A 25,449-nucleotide genomic window follows, 5' to 3' on the forward strand; every position below is an offset into this window, starting at 1 on the left:
ATTTATGACGAACGTCTAACAAGCGTTGATTTTGTGGAACTTAATAATTCCTATCATTTCACATCTTCAATTGACACAAAAGCAACAAGGTTGATAAAATTCTGAAAAATTCAACCTGAAAATTAAAAAACAATTTTTTTATGATAAAGCAAAACTGTGGTGCTTGGTTAAGTGGACTGACATTTATCGGTCTTTCCCCCTTAGTTATTGTGGCTGGACAGATTCGCGCATCGGCTGCTTGTCCGGTTCCAGACTCCATTTCAGATCAAGCTACCGTTATTGCGTCGTTCTTGAACTCTGAATGTACAAAACAAACGCTTACCCAAGAAACAACTTATTATCGCTATTACAATAATGATAACACCTATAAATTTGGTAGATATTTAACAAGTAATTTTTATGACAGTAGTAATGGTAAAACGACATTAGATGTCATTCAAGAGTTGGCTTTAGCTCAATACTTCGGACCTCCTCCTAATTTAGCGCAATTGAGAGAAACAGTAACTCTACCAGCTGGTTTAGATGTCTACATTGGTATTGCAGGTCCTCAACCTCCTAATGTTTGCTACCCAGGTGGTGCCACACAAGCTTTTATAGAAAATACAAGAACTCCAGGTGTCTCATTTGTTTTTGATGGCAATGTACCTGATGGAAGTTCCTTGTCTGCAAATTGCTATAGTGCTACTGGAGCCAAACCTATTCCCGAACCTTCTCCTCTGTTTGGCATAGGTGTACTCGCAACAATTGGTTTTGCTGCTGCTTTCAATCGCACTTTAATAGAGTCTAAAACGAAACAAATAGCAAATAGTTACTAAATGTGAGAGCGAGAACAAAGCTACGATCTGAAATACTTAGCACCTGTATGGGTTTGTGACTTCAACTCATCGGAATGTTGCTTTATTGGCTGCTGCTTGGCACAAGATGGACACAAAAAAACCCCCACAACTATATCTGATTGTAGGGGCTTACAACTACTATGAACAAGATGTGCGAGGAATTCCCACCCAAGGATAGCGGGTACATGCGTGCCATCTTTATTTATTTAGGGATGGGTGAACTGGTGTTATGCACTCTTTAACCCAGTTCGGTGGAATTCCTCACCCGCTTATGCGGTGCGATAGTTCACGGATGAAATCATCTATACCATAAGTCCTGATCGCCAAATTTACTAAGTAACCGCCATCTTCCCCGAAGGAATACCAACTGAAGGTAGGCGTTGTTTGAAAAATGCGATATCGCGTTTCATATCTTTGAGGCCGAAACGGGTAAGCTATTGAGTGCAGAAGTTGGCTGCAAAATAGAAAATTATCACCTCTACCAGGTACTGCTAGCTATACGACTTGCTCGCCCGCCTCTAAGTTAAATAACATTTGTAAAGTTTGCATACACCTGCGTCTTGCTTCAACATCTTGCTGAGCTCGCAGCTGCACCATTGGGTCGTGTAAAATTTTGTTAACAATGCCTCGTGTCAAGGCTTCGATGACTTCTTGATGTTTTTCGCCGAATTCTGAACCTAATCTCGACAATGCTTTTTCTAGTTCTTGTTCGCGGATAGTTTCAACTTTATTTCGCAAACAACTAATTGTGGTGACTGTTTCGAGCGATCGCCACCAAACATCAAAAGCTTCCGTCTCCTGTTCTAAGAGTCCTTCTGCTTCCTGCGCCATTTTGCGGCGACTTTCTTGGTTTTGTGCAACGACTGCCTTTAAATCATCCACATTAAACGCCTGTACGTTTGCCAATCCGTTAACATCAGCATGAACGTTACGTGGTACGGAAATATCAATCAACATCAAAGGTTGCCTGGGTTCCAAAACCATCTCTAATTTAGTGCGGTCAATAATCGGCTCTAGAGAAGATGTGCTTGTAAACACTAAATCACTTTCGGTAATCACGCTCATCATTTCCGAAAGCAAGCAAGTTTTGATTGGTTGTCCGGGGAAGTGCTTTGCCAATTCCTGCGCTCGTCCTAGAGAGCGATTTAAGATACAAATTTGATCAGCGCCTTTGGATAGTAGGTGTTGTACTAGCAACCGTGACATTTTGCCAGCACCTAAAATTGCCACCCGAGATGCCGTTAAATTTACCAATTTCATCTGCGCTAACTCCACAGCCGCCGAACTGATGGAGACAGCGCCAGTGCCAATGCTGGTTTCGGTGCGAACCCGTTTGCCTGCTGTAATGGCTTGTTTAAATAAGCGATTTAAAACTGTTTTTATACCGTTGAACTGCTGCCCTAGTTTGTGAGTGTGTTTCACTTGAGCCAGAATTTGACCTTCTCCCAAAACCAGGCTATCTAAACCAGAAGCAACACGCATCAAGTGCATCACTGCATCTTGATGGAGTAAAACAAACAAATCTTGCCGTAAAGATATGACTGGTAGTTTACTGTGTTCAGAAAGAAACTGAGTCACTTCCCGAATTCCCTGTTCGGTTTCTTGAGCAACAACGTAAATTTCCAAGCGGTTACAAGTGCTTAGTATTGCGACTTCTTCAATATGAGGATAGCTGAGCAAGTGCGCGATCGCACCTTCAATTTGTGGTTCTGGAACACTCAACTTTTCCCGAACTTCTACCGGGGCTGTTTTATGGCTTAACCCCACCACTGCTATATTCATTTGCTAAATCTTAGTTACTAATTGAGAATTGGGAATAGGGTAAAGGGAAAAGGGGTTACCCTTTTCCCTTTTTCAAAAATTAGTGCAATTGCAATTCCTTAGGTTGTTTATCAAACATGTGGATAGTGTCCACAAATCGGGCAGTACGCGATTGGTTAGAAATTACCAAGCTTTGAGTTCTTGCGCCTCCTGCGAAAAAGCGGACACCTTGCATGAGGTTACCAGTCGTAATTCCACAAGCGGCGAATAAGACGGTTTCACCAGATGCTAGTTCATGAGCATCGTAGACCTTATCGGGGTCATTGATATTCATAGACTTGAGCCGGTCAAGGTTGGCTTCCTTGCTTTCGCCAATCAAACCAGTCTTGACGATGGCTGGATCGTAAATGAGTTGACCTTGGAAGTGACCACCCAAAGCACGCATTGCAGCGGCGGAAATAACGCCTTCTGGGGCAGCACCAATTCCCATCAGGGCATGAATGTTGGTTCCAGCAAAACCACAGGATATGGCTGCGCCCACGTCACCATCAGAAATGAGTTGAACTCTTGCTCCTGCCTCTCGGATTTCTTTGATCAAGTCGTTGTGGCGTTCACGCTTCATCACCACGACAACAAGTTCGTCGATGCTTCTATCTAGACACTCAGAGAGAATCTTCAGGTTTTCAGTGGCAGATTTGTTGATGTCCACCTTGCCCTTAGCCGCTGGGGGAGCTGCTATTTTCTTCATGTAGAAGTCAGGGGCGGCAAACAAACCACCTTTTTGGGAAATTGCCAAAACAGCCATTGAGCCTGGTTGACCATAAGCTACAAGGTTAGTACCTTCACACGGGTCAACAGCGATATCAATTTCAATCAGTTCATCAGGATTACAAAAATCTTTGGCATCTGGCTGGCTACAAATACCAACTTCTTCCCCGATATAAAGCATGGGCGCGTCATCGCGTTCGCCTTCCCCAATCACGATCCGACCACGCATATAAATTTTATTCATCCGTTCCCGCATGGCTTCTACAGCCACTTCGTCAGCGGTATTTTTTTCGCCTTTTCCCATCCAGCGTGCGGATGCGATCGCGGCTTGCTCAACAACTTCAATAATTTCTAACCCAAGTGTATTTTCCACAAACTCTGCCCTCTCGGTTGCTTGATTTTGCGTCGTTCTAGAAACCTGTTTCAGTTTTCAAGTCTACCAAAGGGCGGATACCTGTGGGGATACTTATGGAAAATAGTATCACTATCCCCTATGTTAAGTTTTGCTTCTTCTTACTTGCCATAGCACTAAACGACACATTTTATTACCCAGATCATATACCAAAAACTTTACACAAAATTATGTTTTTTTGATAATTTCACTTGACTTTTGCAATCAAGTTTATACCAAGTTGCACTCAAAGGTATCTCTAGACCAATACAGTTGGTGATCAGTCTTTTTCTCTCCCAAGCGCTCAAAAACTGCCTGCCTCAACGCATAAATGTTTTCAGTCAACCCTATTACACCAGAGGCTCGACTTCTCAACCCTCGTTACTAGGCTGAGCCTGGTAACGAGAATATAGAGGCTCTGCCTCTGGTTAAGAATGCTGGAATATTTCATCAGAACTTTCTAGGAACTTTACCTAAATTTAGCTGAGTTTCGTTGTATCTACATATCGGCAACTGATTTTATGACCTAGGAGTGAAAGTCTGGCAAGTGAACACCACTTTGCTGTTTGTAATAGTTTTACTTGACTTTTGGAATGAACTTTGTTCCTAATTGCATTCCAACGTATCTTTAGACTATTGCTGTCAAACAAAACACTAAAAAAAATTTCTGAAAGAAAACCATTTTAAAGAACGGAGAAAAATTTCTATGTCAATTGAAATATCAATCGCATTATTTTCTTATCTTTTGGGTGTTATTATTCAATGGGTTGGATTTAGACCAAAATTCAGAGAATTAGACGAATACGCAAATTTTCCCATAATTTGGACAGCCAAAAAAGTCACAATGATTGCTTGCTTTCTGGAAGCTTTGACCTGGCCTTATAGTTTGATTTTAGAGAATGAACTTATCCTAGAAAAAAACGAAACCAAGTAAAAAAACTCTGTAAGGTTAGGCAACACAAAAAGCTCCTGGTTTCCTACACCTCCACCCCCTACCTTTGTAAGACACCCCTATCCCCCTGCACCCAAGCGCTCTGTTGTGCCTACCATGAATTAGGCTAAATAATAGATGGTAATGATTCACAAAAAACTTTAAAAACATTATGCTGAACTCTCTTAACACTCTACTAGGTCGCCATCCTGAGCGCATAAAAGCCAATGTTGAAATCTACACCTGGCAAACTTGCCCATATTGCATTCGCGCTAAGATGCTGTTGTGGTGGAAAGGAGTAAAATTCACGGAATACAAAATCGATGGTAACGAAGCAGCCAGAGTAAAGATGGCAGAACGTGCCAATGGACGCCGCAGCGTACCACAAATTTTTATTAACAATCAGCATATCGGTGGTTGTGATGACCTTTATCAGCTAGACACGCAAGCTCAATTAGACCGTCTTCTTAGTCAGTCGGCTGTTTAGGTGGTTCTGCAATCAGAATATGTCTCTCGATTACTCAGAATATATTATACATCGGCAATGGATGAGTCGCGCCTTAGACTTAGCACAAATAGCGGGTGATGCAGATGAGGTTCCTGTAGGTGCTGTTGTTATTGATTCGTCTGGAAGTTTGATTGCAGAAGGAGAAAACAGAAAAGAACGTGACAATGATCCTACCGCTCACGCAGAAATTATTGCAATTAGAGCAGCAGCTCAAAAGTTACGAACTTGGCGTCTTAACCAATGCACCCTTTACGTCACTCTAGAACCGTGTCCGATGTGTGCAGGTGCGATCGTACACGCACGTCTAAAACTTTTAGTCTATGGAGTGGATGACCCCAAAAGTGGTGCGATTCGTACCGTTGCCAATATCCCCGATAGCCCTGCTTCTAATCACCGCCTGCGTGTGGTTGGGGGTATTTTAGAATACTCCTGTCGTCAGCAGTTGCAAGCTTGGTTTGCTAGACGGCGACATATTTCTAACTAACGGACAGAGATAAAACTGTCCAGGGGGTGCTACACAAGTAACGGAAGAAAATCTACGGTGTAACTAGCAAAGTCTTGAATGTATTCAACCTAACAGCCAGTAGCCACTGTCATGATTTCCTTAAACTCTTGCTCTGATACTCCGTGTGATCATCCTGCTACTACGCCAGAAAGTGCTAAGGTGGCTCAAATAACAACTTCTCAGATTTCTCCTTGGTTAAGTCCCTTAATGTATTTCTTGGGAGGTCATGTTGTTCTTCCATTTTTCTTTGGAGAAATTAAAGTCACTGGACAAGAAAATCTTCCTCAAACTGGTCCTGTTATTCTAGCTCCCACACATCGAACACGTTGGGATTCGCTGCTATTATCGTATGCAGCTGGTCGCTGTGTAACTGGACGAGATTTGCGATTCATGGTCACGATTACTGAATGCCAAGGGTTACAAGGCTGGTTTGTTCGACGTTTAGGGGGGTTCTCTGTAGATCTTCAACGTCCCTCAATCACAACTCTCCGTCATAGTATTGAACTTCTTAAGTCGGGCGAAATGTTAGTGATTTTCCCAGAGGGGGGCATTTTTCGCGATACGAATCTTCACCCATTAAAGCCAGGAATTGCTCGTCTGGCTTTGAGTGCTGAATCTAGTCATCCTGGGTTAGGCATAAAAATTATACCCATCAACATTAATTACAGCGAACCTTACCCTACATGGGGTACGAATGTAAGTCTTCAGATTGGAAACGCAATAGATGTAGCAAATTACACTAAAAGCTCCTTAAAACAAGATGCCAAGCGTCTTACTGGTGATTTAACTATGGCTCTCCAAAAATTTAGCCATCAGGAATCATACATCACTCCTCGTGCATTTGCAGAAATTGCGAATAGTTAACGCTCATGTACACTTCGTGACAAAATCTGCTGAGCTTAGGGGTAATTGAGTCAATTTCTAAATCTTCTTTTAGTCCCATCAAGCAATTACCATTCCTCCTTGAAAAATCAGAGGAATTTTTGCGTTCGTTCATAGGAGCAATTTAGGTACTATCCAGAAAGCTTTGGGAACCTGATTTCATTGATGTTCAGTCTAAATCAGGGAAACTGAATATGAGACTTTGTTTTGCCAAAGTTCAAAACAGAGTTAAGATACCCCAAGTTTCCATAACTGTTTTTTTAGTTACCTCTTTAAATGACCTCATGAACTCGTCTGCAACCATTCTTATATTTCGCTTCACTTCCTTAGCAGTGATAGCAACGCTGGGTCTGTTATCACCTGTTCATGCTCAAGTACAGTTACCCACTGGATCTAACCAACAACAACCCATTGATCCGAACGATCCAAATAACCTTCGTCCCACAGCGCAAAATAACAGCCTTTTGAGCCTTGACGGAGGGAAGCGTCTCATGGCAGAGGCAAGTAATGCAGTTTCTTCTCAAAACTACGACACCGCAGCAAAGAAACTTCAAGAAGCACGATCTGTGTTTAATCAACTGTCTAATTTCTATCAAGAATTAAATTCTAGTTTTTCTGGAATTGACAATAGAGTTGCTGATGCTCAACGAAAAAAGGCGCTAGAAACAGCCCAAATGCGAGATGAAGCAACCTACCAGCTAGCATTGGTACATAGAGCGCAAAATAAGCCAGAATTAGCTGTACCGTTACTTGTTCAAATAGTTAAGAGTCAAAACCCCACACGTGATTTAGGTAAGAAAGCATATCAGCAGTTATTGGAATTGGGCTTTGTGGATGCTCCGTTTTCTACAGGGGCTGGTAGCGCTTCCTCCTCGCCCTCTGATGCTTCCTCTTCTTCCCCTCAAAAAAATCCTCCAAAGAACCCTCCAAAGAACCCTCAAAAGAAATAATCGAATTACCTTTGTCCTTTGCTCACTACTGCCCCTAATCCCCACTTGTCATTCATCGAAATGATAAGATGAGATTATTGGCGGTGGTGAGAAGTTTTGATGTTTGATACCGAGTTGGGTTTTGAGGATGTTATTCTATGGTCAAGCCTTAGAATCTCGCCGCCTGCCAAGCGCTAACGTGCACGTTCAGCGCCACTCGTAGTACCTCCTCATAAGGCACGCTTAACTGTATTTCGTTCGCTTTTCACGACAAGTTACCTCTTTGACTGCAACTTACTATAAGTCTCTATTAAGATAGATTTTAAATTGCCCAAATGCGGGAGTTACAATCCCTATTAAGCTTTGAAATGATTAGGAATTGCGATGATGAGTCCGCAGCAAGTAGAAGAAATGATCAAGATACAACTGCCAGACGCCCAAGTTCAAGTCCAGGACTTGACTGGAGGCGGTGATCACTATCAAGTGACAGTCGTTTCATCGCAGTTTGCAAATAAAGGACTAGTACAACAGCACCAATTAGTCTATGGTGCGCTTAAGCAAGCTATGTCAAGTGAAGCGATCCATGCCTTAGCACTAAAAACATATACTCCCGATGCTTGGGAAAATAATCATTAGTACTAATGATCCAAGGCGAAAGACAACACCAAGAAGTAGACTAAAAGCAAATCAGGAAACAAAAAGACCATGACGCCAGAACTTAAAGAGCGAATTGATCATTTAGTAAAACAAAACAAGATCTTGGTTTTCATGAAAGGAACCAAGTTAATGCCCCAATGTGGTTTTTCTAACAACGTGGTACAAATCCTAAATACGTTGGGAGTTCCTTTCGAGACGGTGGATGTTTTGGCTGACTACGAAATCCGTCAAGGAATTAAAGAGTATTCTAACTGGCCAACAATTCCCCAAGTCTATATCAACGGTGAATTCGTTGGTGGTTCGGACGTCCTTATTGAACAGTACCAAAAAGGCGAATTGCAGCAAATAGTGGAAGTAGCACTTGCTTCCTGAAATGAAGCATATTGCAGTTAGTTCTTAATAAAGACAGTCCTAGGTGCTGAGTATTGAGTAATGAGTGATCTGACTCATCAGTTCACTCATTATTCACAACTAATTACTTAGAACTGCTTCGTTCTCAATTGTAAAGAAGTATTTCTAAAAGTTCTCATCACGGCCACGCAGATAATTAAGTATGTTATAATTATCTGCGTTAAGGTACTGGTACTATTGCTAACAAAAGCAATATATTAATAGTAATCCAGTTGTGGTTGCGTCATTGTGAAGTTTGAAACATCGTGCAAGTAGCGATTAGCCTCCTCTTCTAAGCGATGAATCAGATACGGTTCAATAGCGTTACCGTGTTGCAGTGCGGCTATATAGCCATCCAAATACATCCGCATATCATCCATGCGATAACCGCGATTCCATAACTCGACGAAGGCGTCAGTGAGTCTTTGGTAATAGCGGATGGTTTGTGTGTCTTGGAGCATAACTGCTGTTGGAAAACTATCTGGAATAGAGGATTGTAATTTATTCGAGTACCTAAGGAAAGTCTCACTTTCAGTTTGGCATTAACTAAAAGACGATATCTCCCCCTAATGGAAAAATCTCGAGCGGCTACAGACTATCTCGATCCTATTCCATAAAACTGGAAATATGATTATCAGCTAAGCTATTGGTTATAATTGCCTCAACCAATAACTTCACTGATCTGGAGAATGTGAGTACCAATCTGTAGAGCCACATCGAATGTGTTTCCACCGCAAAGCAAAAAACTTTTTTTGCAGAGGTTAGCTCATTTTAGTGAGACTTCCTCGGTAAATGGCACCCATATCGAGAGCAGAGTTTGTAATCAAAAGCGTTTTCACTCAGTCTAACAAAAATTTAAGATTATTACTAACTTGGCTTTGGACAACGCGTTAATTAAACGCTTTTCCTGTATTGATATTAGTAAATATGAATCTAATAACAGTTGAGGTAACAAGGATTACAAAACCTAAGACATAGGCTTTGTTACCTTGAAATTTATGCACGCTAAGGGGTCTTGCCACCGTGGGTTCGGTTTGTATTGAAATCATTGAGGGAAATCCCCATCTGAGGTCATTGCTTGGTTGGCACCTGCAACAACTGGACTATCGGGTGCATCAAGCTGCAAGTATTTACCAAGCTAGAGAAGTGTTTTTAAGCCATCAACCGACATTGGTTATTCTGGATGCCGACTTACCTGATGGTGATGGTATTGAATTCTCCCGTTGGTTACATCGTCAACAACAGCCTCTGATTCTAATGCTATCTGCCCGTAATAATGAGGCTGATATTGTGGCTGGTTTAAAAGCGGGATCAGATGACTACCTCTGCAAACCTTTTGGGATGCAGGAATTTCTTGCACGGGTTGAGGCACTTATTCGCCGTAAGCGCACACCTGTTGCACCAGCTTACTTAGACTATGGTACTTTGCAAATTGATTTGGTACAACGTCGCGTTCGTATCCTCGGGGAGTTTATCGACTTGACACCTCAGGAATTCAGTTTACTTTACGTTTTGGCGCAAGCAGGAGGAGTTCCTTTAAGTCGATCAGAGCTGTTACGCCGCGCTTGGCCTGATGCTATAGATAATCCACGCACCATTGATACTCATGTTTTATCATTACGGAAAAAAGTAGAACTAGATCCCCGCCAACCTAGTTTTATTCAAACTATCCGTAATGTAGGATACAGATTTAACACGGAAGTTTTAAATGCTAATATTCCAAACTCGTCAACAAAGTTACCTAAAGAAAGATTCAGTAATCAACGTTCTATGCTTAGTACTCAGCGCTGAAACACAGGAACAAAAGGAGTAAATAATTCGCTAATTCAAAATTCAAATTCGTTTTGGGCTTTTGCTTGGGTTAACTTTTCTCTTAAGTTAACCCAACTTATTTCAGACGCTTCTTGATTGACAAGTAAGCGACCTTGTTGTAAGCATAAAAGCCGTGTACAAAACTTCTCAGCTAGCTCTAGCTGGTGATTGACCATAACAACTGTTGTTTGATAATTTTGAGCCAACTGGCTTAAAATTTCCATCAGATGCTCAGCCTGCTTTATATCTAAGGCAGAGGTTGGTTCATCTAACAATAAAATTTTTGGTTGAATGACTAAAGCACGGGCGATTGCCACAAGCTGTCTTTGACCCAAAGAAAGCTGCACCTCAGTCCGCGTTAACCATTCATCCGGAATTTGCAACTGTTCTATCCAGTGACTGACGCGTTGCTGAATTGTTTGTTTGGGTAAACCACGCAAAACCAGAGGATAAGCCAAAGCTTCTTTTACTGTCATTCCTAATAGCTTCGGTTCTTGGGATACGAGTGTTATTATGGAGCGTAGCTGCAACACAGGAATTTGCGAATACTCCTGATTTTCCAGATAAATTTTACCGCTTGTGGGTTCACTTAAACGGTTCAGCAAGCGTAATAAATAAGTTTTTCCTGCACCAGATGGTCCAACAATAGCAACGCGTTCCCCCTCAAATATCTCAAAGGAAATATCCTGTAATATTGGATATCCCAATTGGTTATCATGACTCTGGGTTTTCAGGCTGGCAAAAAGACTGACTTGTTCTAGTCGCAGTTGTGTTTTGAGGGTAAGTTTCCCCATCTGCGTGTCTTGTTGAATTTCCAAATTTAACCTTTGTTGTGGTAATTGTCCTTTTAGTCTCACTCCAATTTAGCAAGCCGCAGATAACGGATGTAGCAAATAGTTAGTCTTTGGGTTGTGCCCTTGATAACTTATTCGTTACATCCGCCGTACTGTAAATTCTCGATTGCCTACTTTAGGTGAAACTCTAATTTATGTTGCCTTGTGCTAACGCTGTGGTGATTGTCCAACCATCAACCAATAGCAGCAATAGCGTCATAAAAAGTAAAATTAAATACATCCACGGTTGTGCTAAGGGATAGACATCTGTCGTATCTACCTGTGTCTTCTGTTGCACAAATTTTACCAAACGGGCAAACCCAACCACACGCATTGGTAGCAAGTAAGCTTTTCCTTCGTGAGTCAAAAAGTAGTAAACGATTCCTCCTTGACCAGTTGTGCGGGGTTTTAACTCTTTTACTTGAGACCAAGGTAAAGACCAGCCTTTGCGGAAAAAACGTGGCACCCACTGAGGATAAGTTAGCTGAATTCCCTGGTCATCTACAATTACACGTTCACTCAACGCTGCATACAGACCAATAAAACCGATGATAATACCCACCCATAACAAAACTGGTGGTACGGGTGCTGCTGTTACCTGTGAGAGGAAAGGTAAGGGTGTGGTAAGTGCCACATATAGACCCAAAAGTGTGATCCTAATTAAAGGAGATAGTCGAAAAATAGAAGATGAAGTATCGGCTGAGTTTGCTGTCACGGCTCCATCATGATTATTGTGCTTTAAATTAATATTAGCTGGAAATAAGGTCAGAGTTTTTCTTCCAGATATTCGTTGGCAAATTAATCGTGAAGCGATCGCGTCATTTCCAATTAATTATGGTAAGTACTTTTGTACGACACTCCAGCCTGTTAACGATACCCAAGCAAAGCCAAAAAACAGGACAATATTAGCACTTATGTGGATACGTCTAGCCCAAAGTCGTCTAGCATTGATCAGCAATGCACTTCCAGCAGACAGCAAAACCAGCACCACTGCTGTCAAACCAGCAATCAGATGTGGCGAGTGTCCCAAAGAACCAAAGTGACCTAAAGTGCCAATAATGCCAATCAGTAGCAGAAGCAGCACTAAACTTACCATGCAACTGCCAATCATATAGTGAAAAAAATGCAGCCAGCTAGGTTCTTCTTGCTGTAGTCTTCTGGCACGAAACATCCAAACACCGGTTATCGCTAACAGTAAATAAGCTAGTAGCGATAAACCCATCGACCATGCTGCTATTCTCCACAGCCAAAGAAAAGAAGGTAGGCTCATAGTAAACATTGTAGATGGCACAGTCGAGTGATGGAGGCGATGAGGACATTCCATCCCCGCCGCACTCAGGGATGGGGAATTCCGTCGAACTACGTTAAACACAAAACAAAAGAGGGTTGCTGAACTCAGCAACCCTCAAACTAAGCAAAATTTGTTTTCTTAATCAACGGATACTAAACCAGCGACTTGTAAGGATTTTATTAAATCTCCGGTTATTGTATTAATGTGCACAATTGGTTTTTTATTGATAGGGTCCATAACTGATCCTGAATCTGTGTCAAACAAAAAACTGTTAGGTTCACTGATTGCAAGGCGATCGCACGGAATTTTATCCGATAAAATTGCACTTGCCATCATGCCGGTGTGAATTTCAAGTTGAGCTTGTTTTGGTGCTTCAAAAACTAACCTTTGTCCAGGAAAAACAACCCGTTCAAAGTACCAGTTAGGAATATTGGAGATGCGAGCCACCTGTATTTTACTTGTGGCATTTACGTAACAACAAAACAGTTTTCCCGATTGCTCAGGAGGTAGAGGATCTAATATTTGAGCCATAACTGCTGAGGAATTTTACGCCACTATTTTATATTACACCAGCAAACCTAGCACTGGCTGATCCCCAGTTGCTGTAACCCCGACTACCAACTGAAGTTTTCTAGATTATTTCTATCTTAAGATGTGCGAGTTTATGAAAAATTTGTAAAAATCTATGCCTTTTACGCAATTGTACATTATGCTCCCACAAATATAATGTTTCCTGGTTCACTAAAAAATCACAATTTTTGTGATTGACGTGTTTTCGCTAATTTTCTAAACCACAAATAAGGTATATGGATCATCACTTACCAAAGATAACTGGTGTTGTTGTAAAGCTATATGATGTATGAAAAAAAATTATAGAATCTCACCTCAGATACTAGAAATATGACAGCAAAATGTGCTCACCTAATTTTCACTGCTTTCAAGAAATACAGGGGTGTAGGGGTGTAGGGGTGTAGGGGAGGACAGTGCCGGGGTGAGGCAGTCTGGTCTTGGGGGTTTCCCGCATGAGGAACTGCCGAAAGGGTCTCCCGACTTGAGGCACCTGTCCGTTGAGCCAGTACTTGATGAGGCTCTCCCGACCTAGGTATTTGGCGTGAAAAAAGTGTTTTTTGCATTCATCGCGGGTGGTGTGAATTTTAGATTCAATATGAATCCAAAAATAGAGGCGTTAAGCGTAGCTCTGCCGTAGGCAATCGCCACCCGTGGCGCTGCTTTCAAGAAACACAATAGAATAATCAATAATCTGGGTGAATGTCAAGTAATATTAAGATATAGGACAAAAACAAAATAAACACTTCTTTAAAAGATATTGTTCTCGCCTTCCGTTGAAAACAGCAAGATAGAAGTTAGAAAATTTGTGATGGACAATCGAATTCTGTATGTTCGCCTTCCTTGTAACCCCATCTTTCCTATTGGGGTAGTTTATCTTGCAGATCACGTTCACAAGCTGTTTCCCACAATTGAACAGCGGATTTTTGATTTGGGGACAGTACCGCCTTTAGATTATGCCAGTGCTCTGGATCAGTGTATCGATGAATTCAAACCCACACTATTAGTGTATTCGTGGCGAGATATCCAAATTTATGCTCCTGTGGGTGGACGTGGTGGTAACCCATTACAATATTCCTTTGAAATTTTCTATGCCAAAAACCCCCTAGTGAAATTACACGGTGCTTTTGGCGGCTTACGGATGCTGACAAGTTACTATGGGGAATTGTGGCGTAACCTCGGATTAATCAAACGTGGTTTGAAACGTGCCCAAAAATATCATCCAGATATCCGCGTCGTTGTGGGTGGTGGTGCTGTGAGTGTATTTTACGAACAGCTTGGTAAAAGTCTACCAAAGGGGACAATTGTTTCTGTGGGTGAGGGCGAAACCCTGCTAGAAAAACTTTTAACTCGAACAGATATTACTTCAGAGCGTTGCTACACAGTGGGAGAATCTCAACCACGTACACGCCTGATCCACGAACAACCCACTCCAGTACAAAAAACTGCTTGTAACTACGACTATATCGAAAGCATCTGGTCCGAGTTTAGTTATTACCTACAGGAAGGAGATTTCTACATCGGTGTGCAAACCAAACGTGGTTGTCCCCATAACTGCTGCTATTGCGTTTACACGGTTGTAGAAGGTAAACAGGTACGTATCAATCCTGCGGATGAAGTTGTTGCCGAAATGCGACAACTTTACAATCGGGGCATACGTAACTTCTGGTTTACCGATGCCCAATTCATCCCCGCCCGAAAATTTATCGAAGATGCAGAGGAATTGCTACAGAAAATCGTCGATTCCGGAATGACAGATATTCACTGGGCAGCATACATCCGCGCTGACAACCTCGCACCAAAGACGTGTGAGTTGATGGTGAAAACAGGGATGAACTACTTTGAAATTGGTATTACCAGTGGTTCTCAAGAACTTGTTCGTAAGATGCGCATGGGCTATAACCTGCGAACAGTTTTACAAAACTGTCGCGACTTAAAAGCTGCTGGATTTAACGACTTAGTCTCTGTCAACTACTCCTTTAACGTTATTGACGAACGCCCCGAAACTATTCGCCAAACGATCGCCTACCACCGCGAATTAGAAAAAATTTTTGGTGCTGACAAAGTTGAACCTGCGATCTTCTTCATTGGGCTACAACCTCATACCCATTTAGAAGAGTATGCCTTTAAAGAAGGAATCGTTAAACAGGGGTACAATCCAATGAGCCATATGCCCTGGAACGCTAGAAAACTTCTCTGGAATCCCGAACCTCTCGGTTCCTTCTTTGGTGAAGTCTGCTTAGAAGCATGGCGACGGAACCCCAACGACTTCGGACGCGAAGTTATGAAAATTTTAGAGGAAAGAGTCGGTTGTGCTGATTTAGAGGAAGCACTTTGTGCACCCCTTGAGGTGAAAGAGAAAAAATTGCTTGCAGTATCATAACTTTTGTCCCCCGTTAACTCTTCCTATTTCCAGCTAGCGGGGGAACATAGTGTTTTTAAAATTTTTCTAAAACCATCACACTGCGTGCATCATTAATTATCTTGTAAATCAAATCTTGGAACGCTGGATATTCTTGAGCACTATAAACATCCTTTTGGAACGTTAAATTGCGCTGAACTCGAATGTATCCGTTGCCTACTTCATAACGGCATTTGTATTCTCCAGCAGCGTTTGAGAAGCTTCTATTTTCAGGTAAATGACTGATTTTATATCCAGTAGGTAGTATAATTTTGTACTCCCAACTTCCATTCCCTGCTCCCACAACCAGGGGATACGAACGCTTATTAAATGTGATAAATCCGCGCAGCGATTGTGGATTTATCGTACTAACTCCAAAAGGCGTACTAAAATAAATTTGTTTGTCTATACTTACAGCATAAGGGCTTAGCCATTTGCCCTTGACTGTCACAGGTTGCTCCAGATTATTCAGGTCACTAGTTTCTAGCGTACCACTACCCCCTTCAGGAGTTGCAGCGAGGAGTTGATTGACAATTTGCTCTGGTTTATCGGAAGCAAAGTAGCGCCGAGATGGAGTGTTGAAACTTCCGAAGTATTGCACTTCACTTTGCCCGTTGATGCTTCCATCGTTAGCAATTGTGATTGTACTAGTCATGGAATAGCGATTTTGATTAGCAATGGATTTTGGCGTGTATGCAGTGAGACCTTTTTGTGTTGCCATCACTACAAATTTATTGCGTAAAGAAACATCCAGTTGTCCAAAAGATGCATAATTATCAGTCGGATTTGCAAAAATCTTGTAATCAGGTAGATAAATAATTGCATGATTAAACTGAGAACTTGTTGGTAATGGAACTGTTTGATATATCGAACCCCAGTTAACTAACACAGGCACAGAATTAATACCTTTCGCTTTTAGCAAGGTTTGCATTAAAAGCACATAATCTTTACAATCTCCATAACCATTTCGCAAAATTGCTGTGGAAGTATGGGGTATGTAGCCTGCAGATTCTGTCAGGTAAACGGCGACATATTTAATATTTTGAGCAACCCAGTTATAGATTAACCGTGTCGCTTCAATGCCTTGTTTGTCTCCCGTAATTTTGTCTGCCAGCCTTTTAATCTCTGGTGTCACCACAGCCTTGTCGTGCCAATCCCGCCAAACGATTTTACCCAGTTCCTCCCAACTATCAAGATTGGAAAACACAAAGACAGAATCAACATCTGTAGGATCAACCATGTCATTTTCAGACTGACGGGCTGGCTGGTTGGCAATCACAGCCGTAATTATCCTGCGATCGCCTTGAATTTTATCACTCACCACATAAGCACCCCGCTTTTTCCAGCGCAGTTTGAGTGAAGTTGGTATGGAGATTTGCACGGTTTCCTTAACCGATGACTCTCGAAATGATGGAGTCTCTATATCACTGAAGTCAATTGATGGCTTTTTCTGAGTCAGTTTCCATTTAACGAAGGTTTGGCTACCTACCATCAGTTTTGGAAACACCACAGTTGTTGTCATACTGTTGGAAAATCCGGGTGCATCCTGTGATTCCTGGCTTGGGCGGGTGAAAATATTTTCTTCAGTGACTTTGACTTTTTCCCCATTCGGTTGAATCACATAAGCCTCAACTAATTCCAATGATTGAGTGTCAGGAGAATAACTCTGGTTTGCCCGCTGCCAATCTTCAATTCCCTGTCGAGTTAGCAAAGTCATCCGTTGGGCAATCACTTCTGTATAGGTGTAGTCGAGATTGACTTGGTAGTGATTTTCATAGTTGTCCATTCTGGCATTTTCAACCACTGGTTTAGCCGGTGGAGTGGTTGGCTGTTTTTCCGTGGTAGTGCCTGCTGTTTTAACTGGAGTTTGAACCTTCCTGTTAAGAGTTTGGAAACTTAAAAGCTGTCTAACCTCAATGCCATAGGCTTTCATAGGCACTATGCTTAAGAAAATTCTGCTAATTAAAGTAATATTTAGTACTAGTATTGTTGTGACAAATTTCATCAGGAATTTTCGTATTTTTTATGGTGATAAACTTGTCAATAGTAATACAGTATCTTCAGTTGTCTGAAATCCTGTTCTTTGTAAGGGCACAGCGCATACCAATCCCTATGCCTACGGCTTGCGGCACACTGATCACAAAATCACCATTGTAGCCCTCAGTGCATTGGCGTAGCGTAGCCTTTAAACAGTAAACTAAAAAATAATTGGCGCAAACTTCAGATCAAATTCAAAACTCAAAACTTTCTCCTTTGTCGTTGCTTAGCGTCTTTGCGTTTCATTTGATTAAATACCATGTTAGAAGGCTCAATTTTACAAAAGCTAGAAGCAGCTCATCGCCATAGTAAAAGACCAATTCAATACGGCGTTTACTACAAAAACACCTTGGTTTCCTTGTGTCATGCTCTGGAAGACCACATTTTAACTGACGACAGTACACCTTTAGTCATCACAGCCTTCCAACAAGGAAAATGGTATTTGCAAGAAGCCGAAAGATATGCAGATATTGCTAAAAAATCTGGTCAAATCGCGATCATGGCTTCTCTGGATACAGGCTTTGCTGAACATCCCACAAGCCAGTTGCCCAATGTGAACCTGGTAGGATTAGATTCAACTGATCCAGTGGCGCAGGAATGGCACTTGATTATTCTCGCACCAGGATACACAGCAATGGTAATTTGTCAAGAACTTTCAGTCGCTGATTATGGTTCTAGCGGAGTACCTGCATCAGATGTAGAGCGGAAATTCTACGGCTTGTGGACATTTGAGCCAGAGTTAGTCAAAGAAACAGCAGAATTGGCAATTTCCCATATCGGAGAATATAACCCAGAACTGGCACAAAAACTCAAGGCACATAAACAGGCAATTCAGTCGCGTCTTGCAACACCAGAAGACTTGAGTGCAGTGGTTTCTCGGGTAGTAGAGTACCTCCAAACAGGGCAAGTGAACATTTCCGTGCCTACAGCAACTCGCCATCAAGCCTTGGACGGTAACCTGGTTTCCAACGAAATCCAAGCATTTTTACGGATGGCGCAAATTATTGATGCTACTGATACTACCAATCCAATGGCAGCCGCACAAGTGGTAGCGCTAGCAGAAACAATGGGGCAACTTTTGGATATTCCTGCATGGCAGATGAAACGTTTGCGTCTTGCAGCTTTGCTGCACCGTATAGATCCATTGCAAAGAGTAGAAAGCGTTCTTTCTGGTGGAACTTCTACACGCTACCAAGAAGATGCACCCACTTGTGCCTTGAGTTGTCCTTTGGTACCAGGAGCGCAAGTTCTGCGAACTATGCCACAATTGCGAGCGATCGCCCAAATTATTACACATCAAACTGAGTACTGGGATGGTACAGGTGAACCAGCCCGGTTAGTTGGAGATGAAATTCCTTTGGAGTCGAGAATTCTCGCATTAGTCGCGGATTTCCAATGGCGGCTGAATCACAAAGAAATGTCTCAGTTAAGTCGCGAGGAGATATTTGCTCAAGCTTTAGAAGAGTGCAGGCAACTGCAATCCTATCGCTTTGATCCTAAACTTGTAGATACATTGGCTTTATTAGTCATGGGTTTACAACAGGGACTGGATGTACCTGTGATGACACCTAAAGCTAGCACTAGTATGTGGCTACTCAATAGCAGGTTAGATAGCGAAAGCAAAACTAGTGAGCAGATTCGCACTTACGACAAATAATCATTTGATACAAAAGCTCACAGACGCTGAGAAACTCTTTGTACCTTTGTGTCTGTGTGCAAAATGTAATTATCTTGATAATCCATAATTTATATGAACATAGAAGAAATTCGATTAGGAAAACTCAAAAATCTGCCAGGAACAAATTTAGAGGACGAAGATTTATCAAACGCTGATTTAAGTCGCGTTAATCTTGCTGGTGCTCACCTTGTTGGCACAATTTTTACAGGTTCCAAACTCGAAGGTGGACATTTAGAAGGTGCAAATTTGATGGGAGCCAACCTCGTAGAAACTGACTTGCGGGCGAACCTTATGGGAGCGAACTTGATGCAAGCAGATTTGACAGGCGCTGACTTACGAGGTGGAAATTTGCGTGGTGCTAATTTAATGGGAGCAAGACTGAGTGAAGTCTCCCTTGCAGGTGCTTTCTTGAGTGGTGCCAATTTGATGAATGTCAACTTGCAAGGTGTTGACTTTCGAGGTGCTGACTTGCGAGGCGCGAATTTGACTGGGGCGAATCTTAAAGGTGCAGACTTGAGTCGCGCTGATTTGCAAGGTGCGTTGTTAAGTGAGGCGAATTTGGAAGAAACTGACTTGCGCAAAGCCAATCTTGCTGGTGCGAATTTGACGGGTGCTAATTTACTTTGTGCTGAATTAGATGGGGCTAATTTAAATGGTGTGAATTTGGAGAGAGCGTGTTTGGTAGGGACATCGGTTGAGAGAGTTTCGTAAGGAAAAACTTATGAGTCTACAGGAAGTTCTTAAGCAAGCATTGCAGCTTTCAACAGTGGACAAGGTGCGTTTGATTGGTGCAAATTGCTCCTGAAATAGAACGCGAGTTAATCGACAACCCGCCTACACCCCGCAAATCATTGTGGGGTTTATGTGCTGATTTGGGACAAGCACCTTCAGAATCCGAAATTGATGCAGCCCGCAGTCAGGAATGGGCTAACTTCCCACGGGAGGACATTTAATGCTGCGTGCTGTCGCTGATACTCACACAGTGATCTGGTATATTTTTGCTGATGCGCGACTCTCGATTACTGCAAGAAGTATGATCGCACAAATTGCATCTGCTGGCGATCAAGTTGCTTTCTCCTCAATTACCCTAGCTGAGATTGTCTACTTAAGCGAGAAAGGACGTATTTCTGCACTGACGCTTGAGAGACTGCTTGCAGTTGTTGACACAACTGATGCTGTATTAGCAGAAGTTCCATTTGATTGACATATAGCCCAAGCTTTGCGTTTAGTTGAGCGCACACAAGTGCCAGATTTACCAGATCGCATTATTGCTGCTACAGCTTTGTATCTGGGAGTGCCAGTGATTAGTCGGGACTGCAAAATTAAACTATCCAGCAGGAACACTATTTGGTGATGGAAGTCAAGAAATATAGTCTTATAAGGCATTCTACTGTTTAATTGTGGTAATTGTGCCAGAATAGACGTGAATGTATAACGCACTTCCATCAGCTGTATGCTTGTCCAAGGAACAATCCTGCGTCATCGCTATCAAATCGTTGCACACATAGGAAGCGGAGGATTTGGCGACACTTACTTAGCGAGAGACAGGGATTTACCCAAGCATCCTCAATGTGTCGTAAAACACCTGAAACCGCCAAGCCTCGATCCAGATCTTTTATCCATTGCCAGACGTTTGTTTGAAACAGAAGCACAAGTTCAGTACTTATTAGGTCAGCATGACAAAATCCCAAACCTTTTTGCCCACTTTGAAGAAAATGGGGAATTCTATCTGGTTCAGGAATTTGTTGATGGGCATGATCTCAGCAAAGAACTCAGTCCTGGCAAGCGTTTTAGTGAAAACGAAGTCCTTCAATTGTTGCAGGAAATCTTGGAAGTATTGGCGGTTGTCCATCAACGGAATATTATTCACCGAGATATCAAGCCTAAAAATTTAATCCGCCGCCGAACAGATGGCAAGATTGTTCTCATTGACTTTGGTGCAGTCAAAGAGATTGGAACTTTAGCAAAGAACACTCAAGGTGTCGTAAGGTCTACCATTGCTATTGGTACTCCTGGCTATATGCCGAATGAACAAGCTAATCGTGACCCCAAATTATGTAGCGATGTATATGCCGCAGGAATGGTTGCTATCCAAGCGCTCACAGGGTTACTTCCTCAACAGTTTCTCCAAGACTCTACAACAGGTGAACTGATGTGGAGTCATTATGCACAAGTCAACAAGAAGTTAGAAGAAGTTTTAAACAAAATGGTGGGCTACCACTTTAGTCAGCGCTACCAGTCAGCATCTGAAGCTTTACAAGCAGTAAATGCTTTAGCGCCACAGCAACAAATCCCACAGCAACAAACCCCACAGCAGTCCCAACAGTTTAATAGAGTTGCTCGTGTCACGTCACAAATTCCTCAATCATTTCTGTGGGGAGGTTTAATTGGACTGGGCGGACTAGGAATAGGAGTCATTGCTACTGTTATTCTACTAAATCGCTCTCCATCTCCATCTTCGCAACCTGTAACAGCTTCTCCAACACCAATAGCCTCTGCGCTACCGACAACATCTCCATCAACAACGCCGAGTGCATCGCCACAGAATATTAACTGGGCGATTGAGCCACGATTTGAAGGAGTTAGCTATTTTTCCGATGAGCTGGCGAAGGTAAACATTGACGGTAAGTACGGCTATATCGACAAGAACGGTACCGAAGTCATTCGACCGCAATTTGACGACGCTGATAACTTTTCTGAAGGACTGGCAGTAGTGTGGATTTCTGGTCAGAACGGAGGCTATATAGACAAAACTGGACGCTTTGTGATTCCGCCACAGTATGCCAAAGATCGTGCTCAAAAGTTTTCCCAAGGGCTGGCGCGGGTACGAGTTGCTCGCACTTGGGGTTATATAGACAAGACAGGACGTTTTGTAATTGAACGAAAATTTCCTGAGGCTCAAGACTTTTCCGAAGGGTTGGCAGGAGTAAAGACTGGCGGCAAGTACGGTTACATCGACAAAACGGGAAACTTCGTAGTCAAGGCACAATTTGATCAGGTATATAAATTTAATGAAGATCTGGCAGGCGTAAAGATTGGTGGCAAGTGGGGTTACATCGACAAAACGGGAAACTTCGTAATTCAACCACAATTTGATCAGGTATATATATTTAATGAAGGTCTGGCAGGCGTAAAGATTGGTGGCAAGTGGGGTCACATCGACAAAACGGGAAACCTCGTAGTCAAGGCGCAATTTGATCAAGCCTGGAATTTTTTTGAAGGTCTGGCAGGTGTAAAGATTGGTAGCAACTGGGGTTACATTGACAAAACGGGAAACCTCGTAGTCAAGGCGCAATTTGATGAGGTTGGGAAGTTTTCCGAAGGGCTAGCGGCAGTAAAGACTGGCAGCAAGTGGGGTTACATCGACAAGAATGGCAACTTCGTCATTCAACCACAATTTGATAAGGCCGGAAATTTTTCCGAAACATTGGCGTGGGTAAATATTAACAATAACAGAGGCTATATTCGCAATCCCTTAAAGTAAGGTGCGTTAGTACTTTGTCCGTAACCCAGCAAAACTCCATTTTTAATTATTCAAATTTTCACTGCCCGCCCCCTCATCCACAACGCCAGCCCACCCAAAAACACCAACCCTATCACTCCTGCCAAAGGATTATCATTCACGCCCGTCACCCAGTCGGGAACTTGACGAGAATATTTCATCAATCCCCCAACATTAATAATGTAGTATCCCCAAACTAAACCACCATGTAAACCAATCGGTAAACCTAGGCGTCCCCTGGAACCCCGCTTCGCCCATACCAGTGTTAACCCTAGCAACAATAAGCCAAAAAATTGCGGGGAGGTGCGAATGACTTCTGGCAGTGGTTTAATAAAGTGGGCGATCGCAAAAATGGTGGCATCTGTCCAAAGTACGACAGGGGGGGTATAATCCCGCTGCAGTTCATCCAATATCCACCCCCTGAAAAACAATTCCTCTGCAAATGCCACACCCAAACTGGTAATTAACCCTTCTAAAACGACTCTGAGCAAAAAAATATTGGGTTTTTGCCACACCAACCAACCCAGGAGTCCTTCTAAACTAAATAGAATCAGAATGGTAATCAGCCCAATAGCCAAGCCGCGCACCAGTTCCACTTTATTGAGGCGTGTTCTTTCTAAACCATAGTGCCGAAATATCTGTCGCTGCTGGTATACATATTTGTTCCATATAGGGAGAAGCACGAAAAATCCAATTGCCAGCGGTACCATAGTCAAGATAGCGACTAAATTGGAATCATCTACCAACAAATAAATAGGTACGGCTATGGGCAACCATATTCCCACCAAAGTTAATATAAAAGCGCCCAGCCTTATTGGGGCAGGGCGTTGGCGTAAACGGAGTAAAACTTTTTTCAATTCAAATAGCCCAACTATTCCTCAGGCTCAATTGTGCTGGTCAAACCATGATTTTTCAAGGTTTCGCAATAGAACTCAGCGTGTTCTTGAGCGCAAGTAATAACTAAGGCAAAACCATTGCTATGCGCTTCCATCATAATGCTAACAGCTTGAGGCTGGGTAAGGTTTGGCACTGTAGTTAATAGAACTTGTACCACATGCTCCATAGAGTTGTGGTTATCGTTATGAAGCAAAACGCGATACCGAGGCGCTAGCTTGCGGGATGTTGAATTCTTCTGTAAAGTTTCGACAGACACGGCTCTTTACTCTTTTTTGGCTGAATTAGTACAGCAGAATATTTGTCAAAATATTGCTTAACACTTATTTATCCATTTTATAGCATACTCATACAAATGTGGTGTAAGTCAAAATTTTTGCGCTTCTGGGTTGATAGCTGCATGGCTTTGCTGTGTGTTGACACCTTATTCTCTTAGAATTGATAAAAATGCGCCTAAACTGCATGAACATGAGTGTGGAGTTTAAAGCAGGACAAATTGTGTATTTAGAGCATAGCGACAGGAGGCTGTACGCAGAAGTCATTCAAGTAGTCGTTTCCCGTCAGTTGTGTTGGGTACGTCCTTGGCTGCTAGTCGCCTTCACTCAAGAAATCCCGCAGATCATTGATCTGCGAGATGCTTCTGATCTGCTTTGGTCTATCAATTTATTTCAACCTGCCTTAGACACAGAAGTCATAGGTTTTTTAAGTGAGGTTTTGGCAAAACAACCAAAACCAGGACAGATTTTAGATGCTAAGCAACAACTCAATCAGTTTATTCACGAAATTTGGCAAGCACAAAAAGAAAGTTCTGAGTGTTGAAGTGCAAATGAGTCAAAACTCGTCTTGAGAATTCAGGACTGATAACGAATACCTGCATCTTTCATACGTTGAATTGCTTCGTGCATCCGTTGTGAAGAAAGCACTCAGGACTGTCCGAAAAAAGCTTTCTCCTACAGCACTCAACCGTTGAAACTCACATGGTTGTAGTTCTTTGAACTGTTCAGAGGTCATCAGTACTGCTCGACCTGTTCTTTTCTATTTTTCCACTATTCGTGCAATAGGTGTATTTAACCTTTAGAAAAAGTATCAGTAGTGACAATATTTCAGTGTAATTATTGGTACTACCGTTACTGTAGTTTCTATTTTTTCTGCTATTGAAGTTCGGTGACTACTATAGTGTTTACTTAATTTCAGTAAAAAGCTATCAATCCAACCACTTAGAAGAAACAACCTGCGCTTGGAACTAATTGAACACGACCAGCATCCATCTCTGCCATTAAAAGTTCTAAAGCTTCATAGTCAACGTCTGAAATATAACCCAGTTGTGTCAATTCTGAGTTGATTTCATTTTCTATTTCAGGAGTCAACTTTTTTATATCAAGAGCTTTTTCTACTAATCGACGAATAGAGTATTTTGTTGTCATTCTGATTACACCCAGTTTATAGGTAATCATTATCTATGGTATCATTTGATATAAAGAGTGATCTCAAACTGTCTGTGTAAGCGATCAAGATCACAAAAATCTGGAAACATAGCTCATTGCTGCTTCAACTATCTGCCAATTATCAGCAGACTTCTTGCTCAAAAGGGAAAGAGGCAAGTAAGTAAGGTTGTACACATCTACGTTTTAACCCACACAGCAAAATTAAGTCATGGGGGTATTTTAACCCGACTAATCGTGACGTCAAAGCAGTTCATAAAGTAAAAAGGCACCGCAGTTGTTCAGTACGAGTGATCAGGCAGATAAAAATCCTGATCTGTTGTACCAAAACAGTTGCGCACCTCATGGAAAGATGCTGCTTTGAACAACAGGAGGGTTTGGATATTCCACAAAGGAACTTTTCGCTCACTGCGGGGGTTTTTTGTGTGTCTTAT

At 42.2% G+C, this 25,449-nt stretch carries 28 protein-coding genes; 17 read left to right on the plus strand and 11 right to left on the minus strand.

What is annotated here, in order from left to right; all coding sequences use genetic code 11:
* Positions 1 to 140 precede the first annotated feature (140 nt).
* Complete coding sequence (locus tag AC5590_RS07095; RefSeq protein ID WP_169263473.1) at positions 141 to 815, plus strand: hypothetical protein; 675 nt, start codon at positions 141 to 143, stop codon at positions 813 to 815.
* A 55-nt stretch (positions 816 to 870) separates the two neighbouring features.
* A complete protein-coding gene (locus AC5590_RS07100) occupies positions 871 to 1,014 on the plus strand; it encodes a hypothetical protein (protein WP_169263474.1) in 144 nt (47 codons plus the stop codon).
* A 317-nt stretch (positions 1,015 to 1,331) separates the two neighbouring features.
* On the opposite strand, the gene AC5590_RS07105 is transcribed toward AC5590_RS07100, so the two are convergent.
* Together AC5590_RS07105 and glpX are read right to left on the minus strand one after the other, a co-directional pair.
* Complete coding sequence (locus AC5590_RS07105; protein WP_169263475.1) at positions 1,332 to 2,618, minus strand: glutamyl-tRNA reductase; 1,287 nt, start codon at positions 2,616 to 2,618, stop codon at positions 1,332 to 1,334.
* 79 nt (positions 2,619 to 2,697) lie between these two features.
* Complete coding sequence (glpX, locus tag AC5590_RS07110) at positions 2,698 to 3,738, minus strand: class II fructose-bisphosphatase (RefSeq protein ID WP_169263476.1); 1,041 nt, start codon at positions 3,736 to 3,738, stop codon at positions 2,698 to 2,700.
* Positions 3,739 to 4,462: 724 nt separating this feature from the next.
* Between glpX and AC5590_RS07115 the strand changes: the two genes are divergently transcribed.
* The 7 genes from AC5590_RS07115 to grxD all read left to right on the plus strand — a co-directional run bounded on the left by AC5590_RS07115 (position 4,463) and on the right by grxD (position 8,540).
* Entirely contained in the window at positions 4,463 to 4,690 is a 228-nt protein-coding gene (locus tag AC5590_RS07115; RefSeq protein ID WP_169263477.1) for a hypothetical protein, read from the plus strand.
* A 169-nt stretch (positions 4,691 to 4,859) separates the two neighbouring features.
* Positions 4,860 to 5,174 carry a glutaredoxin 3 gene (grxC, locus tag AC5590_RS07120; RefSeq protein WP_169263478.1) on the plus strand — a complete coding sequence of 105 codons (315 nt, stop codon included), beginning with the start codon at positions 4,860 to 4,862 and terminating at the stop codon, positions 5,172 to 5,174.
* 19 nt (positions 5,175 to 5,193) lie between these two features.
* On the plus strand, positions 5,194 to 5,679 hold the full coding sequence (gene tadA, locus AC5590_RS07125; RefSeq protein WP_169263479.1) for a tRNA adenosine(34) deaminase TadA: 486 nt from the start codon (positions 5,194 to 5,196) through the stop codon (positions 5,677 to 5,679).
* A 111-nt stretch (positions 5,680 to 5,790) separates the two neighbouring features.
* A complete protein-coding gene (locus tag AC5590_RS07130; protein ID WP_169263480.1) occupies positions 5,791 to 6,564 on the plus strand; it encodes a lysophospholipid acyltransferase family protein in 774 nt (257 codons plus the stop codon).
* A 302-nt stretch (positions 6,565 to 6,866) separates the two neighbouring features.
* A complete protein-coding gene (locus AC5590_RS07135) occupies positions 6,867 to 7,532 on the plus strand; it encodes a hypothetical protein (protein ID WP_169263520.1) in 666 nt (221 codons plus the stop codon).
* A 363-nt stretch (positions 7,533 to 7,895) separates the two neighbouring features.
* A complete protein-coding gene (locus tag AC5590_RS07140; protein WP_169263481.1) occupies positions 7,896 to 8,147 on the plus strand; it encodes a BolA family protein in 252 nt (83 codons plus the stop codon).
* A gap of 69 nt (positions 8,148 to 8,216) precedes the next feature.
* A complete protein-coding gene (gene grxD / locus AC5590_RS07145) occupies positions 8,217 to 8,540 on the plus strand; it encodes a Grx4 family monothiol glutaredoxin (protein WP_169263482.1) in 324 nt (107 codons plus the stop codon).
* Positions 8,541 to 8,776: 236 nt separating this feature from the next.
* On the opposite strand, the gene AC5590_RS07150 is transcribed toward grxD, so the two are convergent.
* Positions 8,777 to 9,019, minus strand: a complete 243-nt coding sequence (locus AC5590_RS07150) for a DUF6761 family protein (protein ID WP_169156803.1) — start codon at positions 9,017 to 9,019, stop codon at positions 8,777 to 8,779.
* Positions 9,020 to 9,581: 562 nt separating this feature from the next.
* Between AC5590_RS07150 and AC5590_RS07155 the strand changes: the two genes are divergently transcribed.
* Positions 9,582 to 10,349, plus strand: coding sequence for a response regulator transcription factor (locus tag AC5590_RS07155; RefSeq protein WP_169263483.1), 768 nt, complete (start codon positions 9,582 to 9,584; stop codon positions 10,347 to 10,349).
* 35 nt (positions 10,350 to 10,384) lie between these two features.
* Here AC5590_RS07155 and AC5590_RS07160 read toward each other — a convergent pair whose 3' ends face one another.
* The 4 genes from AC5590_RS07160 to AC5590_RS07175 all read right to left on the minus strand — a co-directional run bounded on the left by AC5590_RS07160 (position 10,385) and on the right by AC5590_RS07175 (position 13,025).
* Entirely contained in the window at positions 10,385 to 11,164 is a 780-nt protein-coding gene (locus AC5590_RS07160; protein ID WP_169263521.1) for an ABC transporter ATP-binding protein, read from the minus strand.
* 187 nt (positions 11,165 to 11,351) lie between these two features.
* Positions 11,352 to 11,918: a hypothetical protein gene (locus AC5590_RS07165; RefSeq protein WP_169263484.1), complete on the minus strand. Its 567-nt coding sequence runs from the start codon at positions 11,916 to 11,918 to the stop codon at positions 11,352 to 11,354.
* Between the two features lie 117 nt (positions 11,919 to 12,035).
* A complete protein-coding gene (locus tag AC5590_RS07170) occupies positions 12,036 to 12,473 on the minus strand; it encodes a DUF4079 domain-containing protein (RefSeq protein ID WP_169263522.1) in 438 nt (145 codons plus the stop codon).
* Between the two features lie 159 nt (positions 12,474 to 12,632).
* Positions 12,633 to 13,025 carry a DUF1830 domain-containing protein gene (locus AC5590_RS07175; protein WP_169263485.1) on the minus strand — a complete coding sequence of 131 codons (393 nt, stop codon included), beginning with the start codon at positions 13,023 to 13,025 and terminating at the stop codon, positions 12,633 to 12,635.
* 847 nt (positions 13,026 to 13,872) lie between these two features.
* Here AC5590_RS07175 and AC5590_RS07180 point away from each other — a divergent pair.
* Positions 13,873 to 15,444, plus strand: a complete 1,572-nt coding sequence (locus AC5590_RS07180) for a photosystem II high light acclimation radical SAM protein (RefSeq protein ID WP_211178287.1) — start codon at positions 13,873 to 13,875, stop codon at positions 15,442 to 15,444.
* A 55-nt stretch (positions 15,445 to 15,499) separates the two neighbouring features.
* On the opposite strand, the gene AC5590_RS07185 is transcribed toward AC5590_RS07180, so the two are convergent.
* Entirely contained in the window at positions 15,500 to 17,395 is a 1,896-nt protein-coding gene (locus AC5590_RS07185; RefSeq protein WP_169263486.1) for a DUF3857 domain-containing protein, read from the minus strand.
* A gap of 363 nt (positions 17,396 to 17,758) precedes the next feature.
* Here AC5590_RS07185 and AC5590_RS07190 point away from each other — a divergent pair, with 363 nt between their 5' ends.
* The 5 genes from AC5590_RS07190 (at position 17,759) to AC5590_RS07210 (ending at position 22,661) form a co-directional block, all read left to right on the plus strand.
* Positions 17,759 to 19,156 carry a DICT sensory domain-containing protein gene (locus AC5590_RS07190; RefSeq protein ID WP_169263487.1) on the plus strand — a complete coding sequence of 466 codons (1,398 nt, stop codon included), beginning with the start codon at positions 17,759 to 17,761 and terminating at the stop codon, positions 19,154 to 19,156.
* A 93-nt stretch (positions 19,157 to 19,249) separates the two neighbouring features.
* Positions 19,250 to 19,888 (plus strand): pentapeptide repeat-containing protein, encoded by a 639-nt coding sequence (locus tag AC5590_RS07195; protein WP_169263488.1) that lies wholly within the window; start codon positions 19,250 to 19,252, stop codon positions 19,886 to 19,888.
* A 77-nt stretch (positions 19,889 to 19,965) separates the two neighbouring features.
* Positions 19,966 to 20,130 carry a hypothetical protein gene (locus AC5590_RS07200; RefSeq protein ID WP_246163079.1) on the plus strand — a complete coding sequence of 55 codons (165 nt, stop codon included), beginning with the start codon at positions 19,966 to 19,968 and terminating at the stop codon, positions 20,128 to 20,130.
* Complete coding sequence (locus AC5590_RS07205; protein ID WP_211178288.1) at positions 20,130 to 20,381, plus strand: PIN domain-containing protein; 252 nt, start codon at positions 20,130 to 20,132, stop codon at positions 20,379 to 20,381. The genes AC5590_RS07200 and AC5590_RS07205 overlap by 1 nt, the downstream gene beginning before the upstream one ends.
* A 249-nt stretch (positions 20,382 to 20,630) precedes the next feature.
* Entirely contained in the window at positions 20,631 to 22,661 is a 2,031-nt protein-coding gene (locus tag AC5590_RS07210) for a WG repeat-containing protein (RefSeq protein WP_169263489.1), read from the plus strand.
* Between the two features lie 50 nt (positions 22,662 to 22,711).
* Here AC5590_RS07210 and AC5590_RS07215 read toward each other — a convergent pair whose 3' ends face one another.
* The gene (locus AC5590_RS07215) at positions 22,712 to 23,536 is read right to left on the minus strand and encodes a CPBP family intramembrane glutamic endopeptidase (RefSeq protein ID WP_169263490.1); all 825 of its coding nucleotides are present in this window, start codon (positions 23,534 to 23,536) and stop codon (positions 22,712 to 22,714) included.
* 14 nt (positions 23,537 to 23,550) lie between these two features.
* On the minus strand, positions 23,551 to 23,832 hold the full coding sequence (gene clpS, locus AC5590_RS07220; RefSeq protein WP_169263491.1) for an ATP-dependent Clp protease adapter ClpS: 282 nt from the start codon (positions 23,830 to 23,832) through the stop codon (positions 23,551 to 23,553).
* A 203-nt stretch (positions 23,833 to 24,035) separates the two neighbouring features.
* On the opposite strand from clpS, the gene AC5590_RS07225 reads away from it, so the two are divergent.
* The gene (locus AC5590_RS07225) at positions 24,036 to 24,392 is read left to right on the plus strand and encodes a hypothetical protein (protein ID WP_169263492.1); all 357 of its coding nucleotides are present in this window, start codon (positions 24,036 to 24,038) and stop codon (positions 24,390 to 24,392) included.
* A gap of 398 nt (positions 24,393 to 24,790) precedes the next feature.
* Here the strand turns inward: AC5590_RS07225 and AC5590_RS07230 are convergent, their stop codons facing one another.
* Entirely contained in the window at positions 24,791 to 24,997 is a 207-nt protein-coding gene (locus tag AC5590_RS07230) for a hypothetical protein (RefSeq protein WP_169263493.1), read from the minus strand.
* Between the last annotated feature and the right edge of the window lie 452 nt (positions 24,998 to 25,449).

Source organism: Brasilonema octagenarum UFV-OR1, assembly GCF_963888615.1.
In the GTDB taxonomy this organism is placed as follows: domain Bacteria; phylum Cyanobacteriota; class Cyanobacteriia; order Cyanobacteriales; family Nostocaceae; genus Brasilonema; species Brasilonema sennae.

Bases quoted from the DNA above. Each gene is read 5' to 3' on its own strand.
- AC5590_RS07095 (WP_169263473.1), top strand. From the start codon at position 141: ATGATAAAGCAAAACTGTGGTGCTTGGTTAAGTGGACTGACATTTATC.
- AC5590_RS07105 (WP_169263475.1), bottom strand. From the start codon at position 2,618: ATGAATATAGCAGTGGTGGGGTTAAGCCATAAAACAGCCCCGGTAGAA.
- AC5590_RS07115 (WP_169263477.1), top strand. From the start codon at position 4,463: ATGTCAATTGAAATATCAATCGCATTATTTTCTTATCTTTTGGGTGTT.
- grxC (WP_169263478.1), top strand. From the start codon at position 4,860: ATGCTGAACTCTCTTAACACTCTACTAGGTCGCCATCCTGAGCGCATA.
- tadA (WP_169263479.1), top strand. From the start codon at position 5,194: ATGTCTCTCGATTACTCAGAATATATTATACATCGGCAATGGATGAGT.
- AC5590_RS07130 (WP_169263480.1), top strand. From the start codon at position 5,791: ATGATTTCCTTAAACTCTTGCTCTGATACTCCGTGTGATCATCCTGCT.
- AC5590_RS07135 (WP_169263520.1), top strand. From the start codon at position 6,867: ATGAACTCGTCTGCAACCATTCTTATATTTCGCTTCACTTCCTTAGCA.
- AC5590_RS07140 (WP_169263481.1), top strand. From the start codon at position 7,896: ATGATGAGTCCGCAGCAAGTAGAAGAAATGATCAAGATACAACTGCCA.
- grxD (WP_169263482.1), top strand. From the start codon at position 8,217: ATGACGCCAGAACTTAAAGAGCGAATTGATCATTTAGTAAAACAAAAC.
- AC5590_RS07150 (WP_169156803.1), bottom strand. From the start codon at position 9,019: ATGCTCCAAGACACACAAACCATCCGCTATTACCAAAGACTCACTGAC.
- AC5590_RS07160 (WP_169263521.1), bottom strand. From the start codon at position 11,164: ATGGGGAAACTTACCCTCAAAACACAACTGCGACTAGAACAAGTCAGT.
- AC5590_RS07170 (WP_169263522.1), bottom strand. From the start codon at position 12,473: ATGAGCCTACCTTCTTTTCTTTGGCTGTGGAGAATAGCAGCATGGTCG.
- AC5590_RS07175 (WP_169263485.1), bottom strand. From the start codon at position 13,025: ATGGCTCAAATATTAGATCCTCTACCTCCTGAGCAATCGGGAAAACTG.
- AC5590_RS07180 (WP_211178287.1), top strand. From the start codon at position 13,873: ATGGACAATCGAATTCTGTATGTTCGCCTTCCTTGTAACCCCATCTTT.
- AC5590_RS07185 (WP_169263486.1), bottom strand. From the start codon at position 17,395: ATGAAAGCCTATGGCATTGAGGTTAGACAGCTTTTAAGTTTCCAAACT.
- AC5590_RS07190 (WP_169263487.1), top strand. From the start codon at position 17,759: ATGTTAGAAGGCTCAATTTTACAAAAGCTAGAAGCAGCTCATCGCCAT.
- AC5590_RS07195 (WP_169263488.1), top strand. From the start codon at position 19,250: ATGAACATAGAAGAAATTCGATTAGGAAAACTCAAAAATCTGCCAGGA.
- AC5590_RS07205 (WP_211178288.1), top strand. From the start codon at position 20,130: ATGCTGCGTGCTGTCGCTGATACTCACACAGTGATCTGGTATATTTTT.
- AC5590_RS07210 (WP_169263489.1), top strand. From the start codon at position 20,631: ATGCTTGTCCAAGGAACAATCCTGCGTCATCGCTATCAAATCGTTGCA.
- AC5590_RS07225 (WP_169263492.1), top strand. From the start codon at position 24,036: ATGAACATGAGTGTGGAGTTTAAAGCAGGACAAATTGTGTATTTAGAG.
- AC5590_RS07230 (WP_169263493.1), bottom strand. From the start codon at position 24,997: ATGACAACAAAATACTCTATTCGTCGATTAGTAGAAAAAGCTCTTGAT.